This window comes from Acidimicrobiales bacterium (genome assembly GCA_040219515.1).
Lineage (GTDB): Bacteria > Actinomycetota > Acidimicrobiia > Acidimicrobiales > Aldehydirespiratoraceae > JAJRXC01.
Window position 1 is genome coordinate 13,526 of the sequence record JAVJSI010000017.1, and the last position, 13,866, is coordinate 27,391.

Sequence of the window (13,866 nt, forward strand, 5' to 3'; positions counted from 1 at the left end):
ACGGTGCGCAACGGGTAACAAACGACGAACAATCCGGAAATCTGCGCCTTCTACGTTCCTTTCCATCGCCGTAAGGAAGGGAAAAGCTGATGCGGACGAAGTACGGAACAAGAGGGTTGTCCAAAAGGATGATGCTCGGAGCAACCATCGGGGCGGGAACGCTCTTGTGGGCACTGCCGGCAGGGGCGCAGGAGACGGAGGCCACTGTGGCCGATGTCGAGGCCGCCAACGCGTTGTCGCAGGCCATCATGGACAACATGTGGCTGGTGATCGCCGGCGCCATGGTCTTCCTGATGCAGGCAGGCTTCGCGTTCGTCGAGGCCGGTCTCACCCGGGCCAAGAACATCGCGAACATCATGGCGAAGAACCTGGCCGACATGGCCATCGGTGCCGTCGCCTTCTTCATCATCGGCTGGTCGGTCGCCTACGGGACGAGCGAAAGCCGACTGTGGGGTGGTCTCAACGACTTCTTCTTCAAGGACTCGGGTGATCCGAACGCCTTGTTCGACATGTCAGCAGGACTCTCACCGGCCACCAACTTCTTCTTCCAGGTGGTCTTCGCGGCCACCGCCGTCACCATCGCCTCCGGCGCCATGGCGGAACGGACGAAGTTCTCGGGCTACCTGATCTTCTCGGCCGCGATGACGGCGTTCATCTACCCGGTCGTGGTCCACTGGACCTGGGGCGGCGGCATGATCGCGCAGATCAACATCGGCGATCGCGTCTACTCGGACTTCGCCGGCTCGACGATCGTGCACCTCACCGGTGGCGTGGCGGCGCTCGTCGGCGCAGCGATTCTCGGGCCTCGGATCGGGAAGTACGGCCCCAATGGTGAGTCCAGGGCCATTCCCGGCCACAACATCGGCTTCGCGGTGATCGGTGTCTTCATCCTCTGGTTCGGCTGGTTCGGCTTCAACGCCGGCTCCGAGCTCGTGGCCGACGGCCTGCTCTCGTTCCTCGCCATGAACACGCTCATGGCGGCCGCTGCCGGGGTCATCGGTGCTTCGCTGATCGTCTTCTTGAAGACGGGAGTCGCCGACGTCGCCATGGGCGGCAATGGTGCGCTTGCCGGTCTGGTGTCGATCACCGCGCCGGTCGGCACGGTCGAACCGTGGGCAGCCCTCGTCATCGGATTCATCGGTGGTGTGATCGTGGTCTTCGCGGTGCTGTTCTTCGACAAGATCCACATCGACGACCCGGTCGGCGCCATCGCCGTCCACGGCGTCTGCGGTATCTGGGGCACGCTCTCGATCGGCCTCTTCGCCCGCTACAACGATGCGTTCCTGGCCATCGAAGGTGTCCACGACGGCGAGAATCTCGGTCTGCTCTACGGCGGCGGCGTGTCGCAGCTGATCGTCCAGGCGCTGATGGTGCTCATCGTCATCACCTGGGTCGGCATCATGAGCTTCATCGTCTTCAAGCTGATCGACCTGACCATCGGTCTGCGGGTCGACGAAGAGGAAGAGGTCACCGGCCTCGATGTCGCCGAGCACGGTTCTGCCGGCTACGGCCTCGAGACCATCGGACTCAGCTGATCGGCGCACGCTGAAAGATCGGGTTTCTCCAACCCAAGCGAACGGCCCCGGGATCCCCCTCCCGGGGTCGTTCCGCGCCCCGGTTCAGGTCGGGGGGGGGTCAGGTCGGCGCGGTCTCCATCCAGGCGCCGTAGCCGCCGCGGATGTCGGACACATCGGCGAAGCCGGCGTGGCGCAACACGCTCGCCCCGACCGACGACCGGTAGCCGCCGGCGCAGAACACGACGGTTGTGGCATCGGCATCGAGCTCGTCGATTCGACCGGGCAGCTGACCGACCGGGATGCTGATCGCACCGTCGATCGAGCCGAGCGCGAACTCGCCGGGGTTGCGGATGTCGACCAGTTGGAGGTCGTCGAGTTCGCGGCGGCGGGTCGTGAACTCCTTCGCGGTCAAGCGCGACGCCCGCGCCACGCGGTCGGGGTGGGCGGCCATCGCGTCGAGCGGTTGTTCGAGGAAGCCGGCCACCCGGTCGAAGCCGATGCGAGCCAGTCGGTTCTTCGCCTCGAGTTCGAAGCCCGGTTCGACCACGAGCACGATGTCGGTGTCGCTGGGGATGACGGATCCGGCGAACTCGGCGTAGCGCCCGTTGAGTCCGACGTTGATCGCGCCGGTCAGGTGGCCCCGGGCGAAGTCCTCGGGGTCTCGACCGTCGAGCAGCATGGCGCCCCCGGCGACGAGCGCGTCGGTCGCCGCGAGGTCGAGGGCGGTCGGCAGCGCCGACTCGTCCAGAAGCGCGCGGTCCTTTCGGTTCAGGACGGCATCGAACACGAAGTAGTCGGGCGCAGGAGGTTGCCCTTCGGTGACCAGGTCCACGAACGTCGCACGGTCGGGCGCCAGCAACGCGTAGTTGCTCGTGCGCTGCTCGCCCATCGTGGACGACGTCTCGGTCGACAGGTTCTTCCCGCACGCCGAGCCGGCACCGTGCGCGGGGTAGACCCGCGTGGCATCGGGGAGCGGCAGCAACTTCTGGTGGAGACTGTCGTAGAGCTTGTCGGCAAGTTCGTCGCGGGTGAATCCGATCGACGCCAGCAGGTCGGGACGCCCGACGTCGCCGACGAACAGGGTGTCGCCGGTGAGCACGCCGAACGGAACGTCGTCGTCGGCGCGTTCCCAGATGACGATGCTCATCGACTCCGGGGTGTGGCCCGGGGTGTGGAGGACCTCCAGCGTCACCTCGCCGAGAGAGATGCGCTCACCGTCTCGGAGTTTGCGCGACTCGAACTCGGTCGTGGCGACCGAGGAGTAGGCGATCTCGGCGCCGGTGGCCGCGGCGAGTTCCAGGTGACCGGAGAGAAAGTCGGCGTGGAAGTGGGTCTCGAGGACGAGCTCGATCGTCAGTCCTGCCTCGCGAGCGTCGTCGACGTATTCGTCGATGTCGCGGCGCGGATCGACGACCACTGCGCGACCGGTGGTCTCGTCGCCGATGAGATACGAGGCCTGCGAGAGACAGTCGAGGTAGTACTGGGTGAACTTCACGGTGAGTCCTCCTCTCCGGTCGCTCGGAGGTCGCGTAGCACGCCGTCGATGTCGCATCCGTCGGTGCGGTTGTAGGGCAGCTTCGACAGCGCGCTCGCCATCGCGCACGTGTTGGAGAGCGCCGAGTAGGTGAGCCCGGCGCCCACGCCCCCGGCCAGCCACTTCGCCCGGGGCAGCACCGTGCTCGTGAGGATGCCGGTGAGGACGAGCGAGCCGGCGACCAGTCGGACCTGGCGATCCATCGCCCATCGCTCGCGGTCGCCGCGGACGATGTCGCCGCCGGCGGCCTGCCAGGCCTCGATGCCACCGTCGAGGATGTGGAGCGTCGTCTTGCCGGCACCGGTGAGCTTCTCGTGGGCGCTGGTGGCCCGCCCGCCGCTCTGGCAGACGAGCACGACGGGGTGTTCGACGTCGGCGAGGTCAGCGACGTGTTCGGCGAGGGTGTCGAGGGGCACGTTGTACGAGCCCGGGATGTGCACGGTCTCGAACTCGCCGCCGGTGCGCACATCGAGGATGCGGATGCCGTCGTCGCTCTCTCGTAGCGCGCGGAGTTCCGCCGTGTCGATGACGTCGGCTCGTCCGGGGATCGACGGGGAAGTGGTCGTGGTGGTCATGGTGAAGCCTCCTGGGCGTCAGCCTTCTCGGAAGTTGGCGGTGTTGAAGTTGGCGGTGTCGGTGCGGGCGCGGTCCGTGTCGGCCGCTCGTCGATGCCGTGACGGCGGTGGTCCTCGGGCGCCGGTAGGCAGTCGCGGATGGCGCGGATCGCGTCGTCGGTCGACGTGTGGACCCGATGGCCGAGATCGTCCCAGATTCCGGCGCGGCGCAGCACATCACGAACCGGGCCCTTGACGTCGCTGAGGTGGAGCACGACCCCGCGTTCGTCGAGTTCGTCGAGCACCTCGCGCAGCGCCGCCGCGCCGGTGGCATCGATGTCGTTGATGCCGGACGCGTCGAGCACGAGCGCCTGCGGCGGCTCGGTCAGTGCGTCGGCGTGGTCGAGCAGAAGCCGTTTCACGTGGGCGGCGTTGACGAACGACAAGGCGGCATCGATACGAACGATCCGGATGCCGTTTGTCGTGCACGCCTCGGGGAAGCGCTCGACGTTGCGATAGCTGGTGGTCCCCTCGATGTGGCCGAGCACCGCGCTGTGGGGCGTCGACATGCGTGCGAACACGACGAGCATCGAGGCGATGACGGCGACGAGGAGACCGAGTTCGATACCGAGGGCGAGGGTGGCGACGAACGCGACGGTGAGTCCGATCAGGTCGCTGCGCTTCACGGTTGCGATGTGGCGGATCTCGGCGACGTCGATGAGACCGACGACGGCCATCAGGATGATCGCCCCGAGCGCGACATCGGGGAGCAGGGCGAAGAGCGGGGTGAGAAACGCAAGGGTGGCGACGACGATCGACGCGGTGATCAGCGATGCCAACGGCGTTCGGGCCCCTGCGGAGGCGTTGACGGCGGTGCGGGCGAAACCACCGGCCACCGGGTACCCGCCGAAGAGTCCGGATGCGATGTTGGCTGCGCCCAGCCCGATCAGTTCCTGGTTGGCGTCGAGTTCGTAGCGGTTGCGGCGGGCGTAGACCTTGGCGACGGCGATCGACTCCGTGAAGCCGACGATCGTGATCACCAGGGCCGCGGCGCCGAGGTCGGCGATCCATCCGCCCTGGATGTCGGGGAGCCCGAATGCCGGCAGTCGATCGGGGATGTCGCCCACCACCCGTACCCCTCGGGCCTCGAGGTCGAACCACTTCACGGCCAGGATCGAGCCGACCACGATGATCAACGCGGCCGGGACGCGCGGGGCGACGCGCTTCATCACCACCAGCGCAGCGAGGGCGATGACCCCGATGGTGAGGGTCGTGCCGTTGGTGTCGGGGAGTTTCCTCCACACGTCGATGACCGTCTCGTGGAAGTGATCCTTGCGCTCGGTCGAGATGCCGAGAAGATGCTTCGCCTGCGAGAAACCGATGATGATCGCCGCGGCGGCCGTGAACCCCACGAGCACGGAGTGCGACAAGAAGTTGACGAGGAAGCCGAGGCGGCCGAGGCCGAGCACGAGATGGATGGCGCCGACCATGAGGGCCAGCAGTGCGGCGGCGGCGAGGTAGCCGGCCTCGCCCTCCTGGGCGACCGACGCCAGGGCCGAAGCGGTGAGGAGGGAGACGATGGCGACCGGTCCGGCGGCCAGCTGTCGGGATGTCCCGAAGAGGGCATAGACCACCACGGGGATCGTGGCGGCGTAGAGACCCACCTCGGGCGGGAGACCGGCCAGCAGGGCATAGGCCATCGCCTGGGGGACGAGCATCGCACCGACCGTGAGTCCGGCCGCGAGATCGCTGCGCAGGTCGGTTCGGTCGTATCCCGGACCCCAGCGAAGGATCGGGAGTATCGCAGAGGCGGACGGCACACCGTAAATGTACGGACATTTCTGCCCGCCGCAACCCCGAGGGTCAGCTCCGGCGGACCTGGGTGACGTAGATGATGGCCAGCACGACCCCGAGCGGGGCGTAGATCGCCGTGGCGATGGCCATGCCGAGGGTCCAGATCCGCTCACCGTCGCGCAGCGCGAGGATCACCGCGCCGATGACGATGGCCAGCGAAACGAGGAAGAGAATGCCGTTGAAGGCGCCGATGCCGAGCATGGTCAGTGACCGCCCGCCTGGGCCGCGACTTCGGCCGCGCCGGCGGCGGCTGCCTCGGGGTCCATGGCCCGTTCCAACGGATGCCGGGCCTCGAGCGGCCGCATGTCGTCGCCCAGCCGGTAGTGCAGCGGCATGCCGGTGGGGATGTTGAGCTCGGCGATCTCGTCGTCGGGGATCGAGTCGAGGTGCTTGACCAGGGCCCGCAACGAGTTGCCGTGGGCAGCCACCAGCACCGTCCGACCCACACGGAGGTCGGGGACGATCCCGTCGAACCAGTAGGGGAGCATCCGCTCGACGACGTCCTTCAGGCATTCGGTCGTCGGCAGGAGCTCGGGGGCGAGGTCGGCGTAGGCGTCGGAGGTGTTGGGGTTGTACGGGTTGTCGTCGGCGATCGGGGGCGGCGGCGTGTCGTAGCTGCGGCGCCAGATGTGGAGCTGCTCGTCGCCGTGTTTGTCGCGGGTGGCGGCCTTGTCGAGACCGGTGAGGTCGCCGTAGTGGCGTTCGTTGAGGCGCCAGCTGCGACGCACGGGAATCCAGCGCCGGTCGGTGGCGGCCAGCATCAGCTCGGCTGTCTCGATGGCCCGCTGCTGGAGCGAGGTGTGGACCACGTCGGGAAGCAGGCCGGCGTCGACGAGCATCGGTCCGGCCGCTCGTGCCTCGGCGCGACCCTTCTCGATGAGCGGGCAGTCGTACCAGCCGGTGAAGAGGTTGAGCTCGTTCCATTCGGAGCGCCCGTGGCGCACGAGAATCAGGTCGTACATGCGGGCGAGGATAACCGACGACTAAAACTGCTCCATGGCCCACGGCTCATCCTCCATGCCCACCGCAGGACTTCTCGCCTTCTTGGTCGCACTTGCGCTGGTGGTGGGCGGGTGCGGAACGGTCGACCCGGAGTTGGCGGAGACGATCGCCTCCGCTCCGGGCGCCGATGACACCCTTGCCACACTTCCTCCGGTCGCGACCGGCGATGTCGTGGTCGAGACGACGACCACGACACCGCCCGAAGGTGGCGAGACCGGTGCGCGCAATGCCGACGCCGCCGCGCTGGCGGCCGCTCTGGAGGTCGGTGCGGTGCAGCTCGAGGAGACGCTCGCCGCCAACGGCGGCCTCGACCCTTTCGCAGCGTTGATCGACGCGTCACAGAACGGCGCCGACGGCTATCGGGCGATTCCGGCCACGGCTGCCACGTCGGAGGTTCTCGCCGATCTCGCGGCCAGCGGCGACGCGTTGGCGGAACTCATCGGGCGTTACGAACCGTTGCTCGCCGATCCGGCGACGGCCCCTGCGGCCTTGCAGGACTTCCTCGCGGAGAATTCGGAGATCGTGGAGATCGGGGTCGAGATCGAGGCTCGCCTCGTTGGGTTGGTGAACGACCAACTGGCACTGAGGGGCGGTCCGGTCGCCGATTACCTGGTCGCCTCCGCCGACGTGCAGCAAGAAGCGGGGGTGGTGATCAGTGAACTTCTCGACAGCATGCAACTCCTCGGCGTCGACCCCGTCGCCGCGCTCTCGGCGATGCGGGGACCAGTCGAGACGATCGGGGATCTCGGTCCGTTGATCGACCAGCTGGATGCGCCACCGAGCCTCGAGGACTACCACCGCCGATACGTGGCGTTTCTCGACGAGTACGCCATGACGTTCGGTGTCCTGATCGACACTGCAGAGGCGAGCGGAAGTCCGACTGCCACAGACCTGCGCTCGATGCAGTCGCTGGGCGTGCAGGGCCCCGAGCTCAATGCCGAACGATCGCGGCTGCTCGCCGCCGCCCTGCGCGGAGAGCTGAACTGATGGCGTTCGGGAGCTTCATCGACAAGGTTGTGGTCGTCACCGGTGCCGGTTCGGGCATGGGCCGCGCCTACGCGCTCGAGTTCGAGAAGGTGGGCGCCAAGCTGGCGCTCTGCGACATCGACCCCGTCGGTCTCCAGGAAACGGTCGACGCGCTCCGTACGCCCCGCGACGATCGTGTCTTCTCGTCGACGGTCGACGTGGCTGACGAGGACGCCGTCAACGAGTTCGCCGACCGGTCGCGGGCGGCCCTCGGCAACGCCCACGTGGTGATCAACAACGCCGGCATCGCCGGTTCGATGCTGCCCGGCGCCGAGACCTCGGTGAAGGATCTCGACCGGGTGTTCGCCGTCAACTTCTACGGCGTGGTGCACGGCACGCTGGCGTTCCTTCCGCAGCTCGAGGCCAACGCCGAGGCCGCCCTCGTCAACGTGTCGAGCATCTTCGGCATGATCGGCGCGCCGGGCAACGCCGACTACTGCGCCACCAAGTTCGCAGTGCGTGGCTACACCGAGGTGCTGATGGCCGAGCTCGACGGATCGCACATACAGGTGCACCTCGTGCATCCCGGCGGGATCGACACGAACATCGTCCGCGGCACGACGGCCGAGGACGACGCCAAGGCGCTCCTCACCACGCCGCCGGCCGAGATCGCGGTGAAGGTCATCGAGGCGATTCGCAGGAACCGGCGCCGTGTCGTGTTCGGCAACGCCGCCCGGCCGGCCCGTTTCGTGTCGAACTTCCTGCCGGTCGGGCTCGTGGCCCGTCTGCTCCACAAAGGAGTCGAGCGAGGCCGAAGCCCGGGCGCACCGCACTCAGCGGCGCCGCCTCCACACGCACCCGAGTGATTCAGTCGTCGTCGGTGACCAGGCCGAGTCCGATGCCCCACCAGCCGCCGATTCGGGCGTTGACGGGCTCACGGACGAGCACCGCGGCGTACTCGAAGGGTTCGGCGACGGCGTCGTCGATCAGTTCCAGCACGATCTGCCCCTCGGTCTGACCCGGTTCGAATTCCACATCGCCCTCGCCGTAGACGATGTCGGTGCCGACGGTGGCCAGCATGTCGGCAAGTCCTTCGGGCGTGTACCAGTGGACCGACACCGTCTGATCGCTGGCGTGGGAGAGCTGCACGGGGATGACGATGGTGTCGTCGGTGCCCTCGATGACCTCGTCGAATCCGGGGACCACCGCCGGCTCGGCCGGCCGTTCGCACGGCTCGAGTGGCCCCAACACCGGGTGGGAGAGGTCGGCGGGAGCCGGGGTCTCGGGCGAGCCGATGGGCTCGAACGCCGCGGCGATCACCCAGATCAGCGCCAGGCGCGGCGGTTGGACGCCCTCACAGATGCCGACGGGCTCTCCGTTGGCCGTGTTGGCGTCGACAGTGAGACCGTCGAAGCCGTGGATCCAGCGAATCGGACTGGCGTTGCCGGCGATGTCGATCCGGTTGCCGGTGATCGTGGTGTCGGCCACCGGCTCGTCGAGCACATCGGTGCGGTACTCGGTGCCGACGATGATGCCGTGGTGGTTCGGATCGGCCGAGGTGATCGTGTTGTCGGCCACGGTGGTCCCGTCGTCCTCCACCCGGACCGGGTAGGTCACGTTGGTGAACACGTTGTCGCGAACCTCGTTGTCGGCCGCGTCGTCGCGGGTCACCCGCAGGAGTGGACCCTCGACGTAGGCCGGCTTGGTGCATTCCATCGGCAGGGTGTTCTCGGCCATGCGCTGCCCGACCCACACGCCGTTCAGGCCGCCGGTGAACGTGTTGTCCTCGATCAGGTTCCGGTCGGAGGGCCAGCGTCGGTCGAACCAGCGGCCCGAATCGGGGAACTCCCCACAGTTCGTGTAGAGCAGGATGCCCCCGTGGCGGTTGCCCCAGAACCAGTTGCCGGTCACCACGTTCTCGTAGCTTCCGTCGATGGCGAGCCCTTCTCGCCCGATGCCCCACCAGCGGAACCGCAGACCGCCGAAGGTGTCGACCTGACCGAGCGGCCCGTTCTCGCGACCACCGTTGCCGAGGATCATGTTGTTCTCGACCCGGCTACGACGGCTCCCCGTCTCGAGATAGATGCCGGTGCTCCCGGCGCCCCGGACGATGTTGTCGCGGATCACCGCATCGCTCACGTAGCCGTCGATGAACACGCCGACGCCCCGGGAATTGCGGAACTCGTTGTTCTCGATGACGACGCCGGTCAGCCCGTTCTCGTACTCGACACCTTCGGTGAGGTCGCGAAAACCCGGTCGGGTGACGCGCAAGCTGTTGAGGAATCCGTCGACGACGCAGCCGCGCACGACGACACCGCTCATGGGGATGTCGACGGGCGACGACACGTCGATCCCCCGGCCGCCGCCGTCGTTTCGGATCAGCGCGCCCTGACAGTCGAGAACGACGTCGGACGCGGTGATGTCGAAGCCCTCGCTCCAGACACATGTTGGATCGAGCCGGACGCCGGCGGTCAGCTCGTGGCGCTGGTCGGCTTCCGAGCAGTCGAGCTGTGGCAGCCCACCGGCGGCCGTGGTCGTCGAGACCGGCCCGCTGGTGGTGGAGGTGGCTGTCGTGGTGGATGCCTCGTCGGCGGCACCGGCGGGCGAGAGCAGTGCACCGAACGAGAGAAGAGCAGCGGCGAGGGTGACGGCGCGTGAGATTCTGCCCATCCGGCGAGTATCGACGGTGCGACACTCGCCGTCCAGGTGACGAGAAGTCGGCGAGGACGGTCAGCCGCCTCGCAAACCTGACAACAAGGCACTCAACTTTTCGGTGTCGATGGGAATTTCGCTCGCTATGGTGCGGTTCAAGCACCTGTACTCCCCGGAAACCACTCCCCCAACCAAGACAGAAAGAGCGTGTTCCATGCCCAAGGCAGTCGGTATCGATCTCGGCACCACCAACTCCGTCGTCTCCGTTCTCGAGGGCGGTGACCCGGTCGTGATTCCCAACGCCGAGGGATCACGCACCACCCCTTCGGTCGTCGCCTTCGCCAAGGACGGCGAGGTGCTCGTCGGCGAGGTCGCCAAACGTCAGGCGATCACCAACCCCGAACGCACGATCCGTTCGGTCAAGCGCCACATGGGCACCAACTGGACCATCGACATCGATGGCAAGGCCTACAACCCCCAGGAGATCTCGGCCCGCGTGCTGATGAAGCTCAAGCGTGACGCCGAGGAGTACCTCGGCGACACCGTCACCCAGGCCGTCATCACCGTGCCCGCCTACTTCGACGACGCCCAGCGCACCGCCACCCAGGAGGCCGGCCAGGTCGCCGGGCTCGAGGTGTTGCGCATCATCAACGAGCCCACCGCGGCGGCGCTCGCCTACGGCCTCGACAAGGAAGAGACCGAGCAGACGATCCTGGTGTTCGACCTCGGCGGCGGCACGTTCGACGTGTCGGTGCTCGAGCTGGGTGACGGTGTCTTCGAGGTGAAGTCCACCGCCGGCGACACCCACCTGGGCGGCGACGACTGGGACGACGCGGTCATCGACTGGCTCGCCGAGTCGTTCAAGAACGACCACGGCGTCGATCTCCGCAAGGACGCGATGGCCGCGCAGCGGCTCAAGGAAGCGGCCGAGAAGGCCAAGATCGAGCTGAGCCAGACCCAGTCGACCCACGTGAACCTGCCGTTCATCACCGCCACCGACGCCGGTCCGCTCCACCTCGACTACGAGCTCACCCGCTCGAAGTTCCAGGACCTCACCTCCGACCTGCTCGATCGGTGCAAGAAGCCCTTCGAGCAGGCCATCAAGGACGCCGGTCTCACCCAGGGCGAGATCGACCACGTCGTGCTCGTCGGCGGTTCCACCCGCATGCCCGCGGTCGCGAATCTCGTGAAGGAGATGACCGGCTCCGAGCCCAACAAGACGGTGAACCCCGACGAGGTCGTGGCCATCGGTGCCTCGGTCCAGGCCGGCGTGCTCAAGGGTGAGGTCAAGGACATCCTGCTCCTCGACGTCACTCCGCTCTCGCTCGGCATCGAGACCAAGGGCGGCGTCATGACCACCCTGATCGAGCGCAACACCACCATCCCGACCCGCAAGAGCGAGACCTTCACCACGGCCGAGGACAATCAGCCGTCCGTGGAGATCCACGTCCTTCAGGGCGAGCGGGAGATGGCCCAGTACAACAAGACGCTCGGCAAGTTCCAGCTCGTTGACCTGCCGCCCGCACCGCGCAATGTGCCCCAGATCGAGGTCGTGTTCGACATCGACGCCAACGGCATCGTGCACGTGAGCGCCAAGGACACGGCGACCAACAAGGAGCAGTCGATGACCATCACCGGTCAGAGCTCGCTCTCGGACGACGTCATCCAGCAGATGGTGAAGGACGCCGAGGCCCACGCCGAGGAGGACCGTCAGCGCAAGGAAGAAGCGGAGATCCGCAACACCGCCGACAGCCTCGTGTACCAGACGGAGAAGCTCCTCAAGGACCAGGCCGACAACGTCAACGACGACGAGAAGTCGACCATCCAGGCCAAGCTCGACGACGTCAAGACCGCACTCGAAGGCACCGACCTCGAGGCGATCAAGGACGCCACCGAGGGTCTGATGTCGGCCAGCCAGGAGTTCGGCCAGCGTCTCTACGAGGCCGCGGCCGCCGAGAGTCGTGATGCCGACGCCGCCGCGAGCACACCCGACGACGACGAGGTGGTCGACGCCGAGATCGTCGAGGACGACGGCGACGAAGAGGCGTCGTGAGCGATCACGGCGAGACTCCTCCGGAGTCCTCGGGAGAACCGGCCGAGCCGGATACCGCGGCAGGCGCGGCGAGCGAGCCCGCGGCCGCGGATCCGGCGGATGCCGGGATCAGCCCGGCGGATGCCGCGATCAGCATCGAGGAGCTCGTGGCCACACTCGAAGCCGTCACCGCCGAGCGCGACCAGCACCTCGCCGATCTGCAACGAGTGAGCGCCGACTTCGCGAACTTCCGCAAGCAGACGGAGAAGCGCAACGCCGAGCTGTCGGCCCAGGCCGGGTCGCGGGTCGCCGAAGCGCTGTTGCCGGTGCTCGACGCGTGCGATGCCGCGGCGCAACAGGGCGTCGAGGGCGTCGAGCCCATCGGTGCCCAGCTCCGCGGCATTCTCCAGAGCGCAGGACTGGAGACGATCTCCGACGAGTCCGAGCCGTTCGACCCGAACCGGCACGAGGCGGCGATGACCGAACCGGCCGACGAGGGCCAGGAGGTCGCCGTCGTGAGCCAGGTCCTGCGCACGGGCTACGCGTGGAACGGTCGGGTCCTGCGGGCGGCGATGGTCACGGTCAAGGGCTGAGGTCGTTCGCTTCGGAAGGGAGGTGTCACATGGCTGCGGAACCGCAGAAGGAATGGTTCGAGAAGGACTACTACAAGACGCTCGGCGTCGATTCCAAGGCCTCGGCCAAGGACATCACCAAGGCGTACCGCAAGCTCGCCCGCGAGCTGCACCCCGATGCCAATCCTGGTGACGCGGCGGCCGAGGCGCGATTCAAGGAGGTCTCCTCGGCCTACGACGTCGTGGGCGACGACGAGAAGCGCAGCCGCTACGACGAGGTTCGCCGCATGGGCCCGATGTCGGGCGGATTCGGCGGTCCCGGATCGCCCGGCGGACCCGGCGGCCCCGGTGGGTTCAATGTCGGGTTCGACGACATCGGCGATCTGCTCGGCGGTCTCTTCAATCGCGGTGGCCGCGGTGGCCGGGGCGGTCAGCAGCAACCACAACGAGGTCAGCAGGGCGCCGACCTCGAAGCGGATCTCACCCTCGAATTCGACGACGCCGTCAACGGTCTCGAGACCACGATCACCCTCACCAGCGAGGCCACCTGTTCCACCTGTGCCGGCAGCGGTTCCAGACCCGGGTCCACGCCCGAGACCTGCAAGGTCTGCAAGGGAAAGGGAGTGCAGGACGAAAACCAGGGTCTGTTCTCTCTCAGCCGACCGTGCGCGGCCTGCGCCGGGCGGGGTTCGATCATCACCGACCCCTGCACCACGTGTCGCGGCATCGGCGTCGAGGTGCGTCCCCGCGACGTGAAGGTGCGCATCCCGGCCGGGGTGAAGACCGGCCAGAAGATCCGCCTCAAGGGACGGGGTGGCCCGGGCCGTCTCGGCGGCCCGCCCGGTGATCTCTTCGTGAGGGTCAACGTCGCCGATCACCCGCTCTTCGGTCGTTCGGGCGGTGACCTCACGATCGACGTGCCCATCACGTTCGCCGAGGCCGCCCTCGGCGCCGACGTCAAGGTGCCCACCCTCGATGCCCAGCCGGTCACCATCCGCATTCCCCCGGGCACCGCCACCGGAAAGACCTTTCGGCTTCGGGGCAAGGCGGGGAAGGGCGACCTCCTCGCCACGGTCGTCGTCACCGTCCCCGAGGCGTTGACCGACGACCAGCGCGCCGCCATCGAGGCGCTGGCCGCGGCGTCCCCCGAGTCGCCCCGCACCCACCTGGGAGTCTGAGCAAC

General features: G+C 67.5%; 12 protein-coding genes. 6 read left to right on the forward strand and 6 right to left on the reverse strand.

Annotation, left to right across the window (positions count from 1 at the left end; translation table 11 throughout):
• Positions 1 to 128: 128 nt before the first annotated feature.
• Positions 129 to 1,535 carry an ammonium transporter gene (locus RIB98_17235; protein ID MEQ8842728.1) on the forward strand — a complete coding sequence of 469 codons (1,407 nt, stop codon included), beginning with the start codon at positions 129 to 131 and terminating at the stop codon, positions 1,533 to 1,535.
• A gap of 100 nt (positions 1,536 to 1,635) precedes the next feature.
• Here RIB98_17235 and RIB98_17240 read toward each other — a convergent pair whose 3' ends face one another.
• The 5 genes from RIB98_17240 to RIB98_17260 are packed head-to-tail and all read right to left on the reverse strand — an operon-like array spanning position 1,636 to position 6,421.
• Entirely contained in the window at positions 1,636 to 3,012 is a 1,377-nt protein-coding gene (locus RIB98_17240) for a rhodanese-like domain-containing protein (GenBank protein MEQ8842729.1), read from the reverse strand.
• Positions 3,009 to 3,626: a rhodanese-like domain-containing protein gene (locus RIB98_17245; protein ID MEQ8842730.1), complete on the reverse strand. Its 618-nt coding sequence runs from the start codon at positions 3,624 to 3,626 to the stop codon at positions 3,009 to 3,011. The genes RIB98_17240 and RIB98_17245 overlap by 4 nt, the downstream gene beginning before the upstream one ends.
• Positions 3,623 to 5,425 carry a solute carrier family 26 protein gene (locus RIB98_17250; protein MEQ8842731.1) on the reverse strand — a complete coding sequence of 601 codons (1,803 nt, stop codon included), beginning with the start codon at positions 5,423 to 5,425 and terminating at the stop codon, positions 3,623 to 3,625. Before RIB98_17250 ends, RIB98_17245 begins: the two co-directional genes overlap by 4 nt.
• Positions 5,426 to 5,468: 43 nt before the next feature.
• Positions 5,469 to 5,660, reverse strand: a complete 192-nt coding sequence (locus RIB98_17255; GenBank protein MEQ8842732.1) for a hypothetical protein — start codon at positions 5,658 to 5,660, stop codon at positions 5,469 to 5,471.
• Positions 5,661 to 5,662: 2 nt separating this feature from the next.
• Complete coding sequence (locus tag RIB98_17260; GenBank protein MEQ8842733.1) at positions 5,663 to 6,421, reverse strand: phosphoglyceromutase; 759 nt, start codon at positions 6,419 to 6,421, stop codon at positions 5,663 to 5,665.
• Positions 6,422 to 6,476: 55 nt separating this feature from the next.
• On the opposite strand from RIB98_17260, the gene RIB98_17265 reads away from it, so the two are divergent.
• Both RIB98_17265 and RIB98_17270 read left to right on the forward strand, forming a co-directional pair.
• The gene (locus RIB98_17265; protein ID MEQ8842734.1) at positions 6,477 to 7,448 is read left to right on the forward strand and encodes a hypothetical protein; all 972 of its coding nucleotides are present in this window, start codon (positions 6,477 to 6,479) and stop codon (positions 7,446 to 7,448) included.
• Positions 7,448 to 8,293 carry an SDR family NAD(P)-dependent oxidoreductase gene (locus RIB98_17270; protein ID MEQ8842735.1) on the forward strand — a complete coding sequence of 282 codons (846 nt, stop codon included), beginning with the start codon at positions 7,448 to 7,450 and terminating at the stop codon, positions 8,291 to 8,293. Before RIB98_17265 ends, RIB98_17270 begins: the two co-directional genes overlap by 1 nt.
• 1 nt (position 8,294) lies before the next feature.
• On the opposite strand, the gene RIB98_17275 is transcribed toward RIB98_17270, so the two are convergent.
• A complete protein-coding gene (locus RIB98_17275; protein ID MEQ8842736.1) occupies positions 8,295 to 10,097 on the reverse strand; it encodes a right-handed parallel beta-helix repeat-containing protein in 1,803 nt (600 codons plus the stop codon).
• 196 nt (positions 10,098 to 10,293) lie between these two features.
• On the opposite strand from RIB98_17275, the gene dnaK reads away from it, so the two are divergent.
• The 3 genes from dnaK to dnaJ are packed head-to-tail and all read left to right on the forward strand — an operon-like array spanning position 10,294 to position 13,861.
• A complete protein-coding gene (gene dnaK, locus RIB98_17280; GenBank protein MEQ8842737.1) occupies positions 10,294 to 12,132 on the forward strand; it encodes a molecular chaperone DnaK in 1,839 nt (612 codons plus the stop codon).
• Positions 12,129 to 12,704, forward strand: a complete 576-nt coding sequence (locus tag RIB98_17285) for a nucleotide exchange factor GrpE (GenBank protein ID MEQ8842738.1) — start codon at positions 12,129 to 12,131, stop codon at positions 12,702 to 12,704. Before dnaK ends, RIB98_17285 begins: the two co-directional genes overlap by 4 nt.
• Positions 12,705 to 12,733: 29 nt before the next feature.
• Positions 12,734 to 13,861, forward strand: coding sequence for a molecular chaperone DnaJ (dnaJ, locus tag RIB98_17290; protein ID MEQ8842739.1), 1,128 nt, complete (start codon positions 12,734 to 12,736; stop codon positions 13,859 to 13,861).
• The last annotated feature ends 5 nt before the right edge of the window (positions 13,862 to 13,866 follow it).

Coding starts and splice junctions, on each gene's coding strand:
- RIB98_17235 (MEQ8842728.1), top strand. CDS start 129: ATGATGCTCGGAGCAACCATCGGGGCGGGAACGCTCTTGTGGGCACTG.
- RIB98_17245 (MEQ8842730.1), bottom strand. CDS start 3,626: ATGACCACCACGACCACTTCCCCGTCGATCCCCGGACGAGCCGACGTC.
- RIB98_17255 (MEQ8842732.1), bottom strand. CDS start 5,660: ATGCTCGGCATCGGCGCCTTCAACGGCATTCTCTTCCTCGTTTCGCTG.
- RIB98_17260 (MEQ8842733.1), bottom strand. CDS start 6,421: ATGTACGACCTGATTCTCGTGCGCCACGGGCGCTCCGAATGGAACGAG.
- RIB98_17265 (MEQ8842734.1), top strand. CDS start 6,477: ATGCCCACCGCAGGACTTCTCGCCTTCTTGGTCGCACTTGCGCTGGTG.
- RIB98_17270 (MEQ8842735.1), top strand. CDS start 7,448: ATGGCGTTCGGGAGCTTCATCGACAAGGTTGTGGTCGTCACCGGTGCC.
- RIB98_17275 (MEQ8842736.1), bottom strand. CDS start 10,097: ATGGGCAGAATCTCACGCGCCGTCACCCTCGCCGCTGCTCTTCTCTCG.
- dnaK (MEQ8842737.1), top strand. CDS start 10,294: ATGCCCAAGGCAGTCGGTATCGATCTCGGCACCACCAACTCCGTCGTC.
- dnaJ (MEQ8842739.1), top strand. CDS start 12,734: ATGGCTGCGGAACCGCAGAAGGAATGGTTCGAGAAGGACTACTACAAG.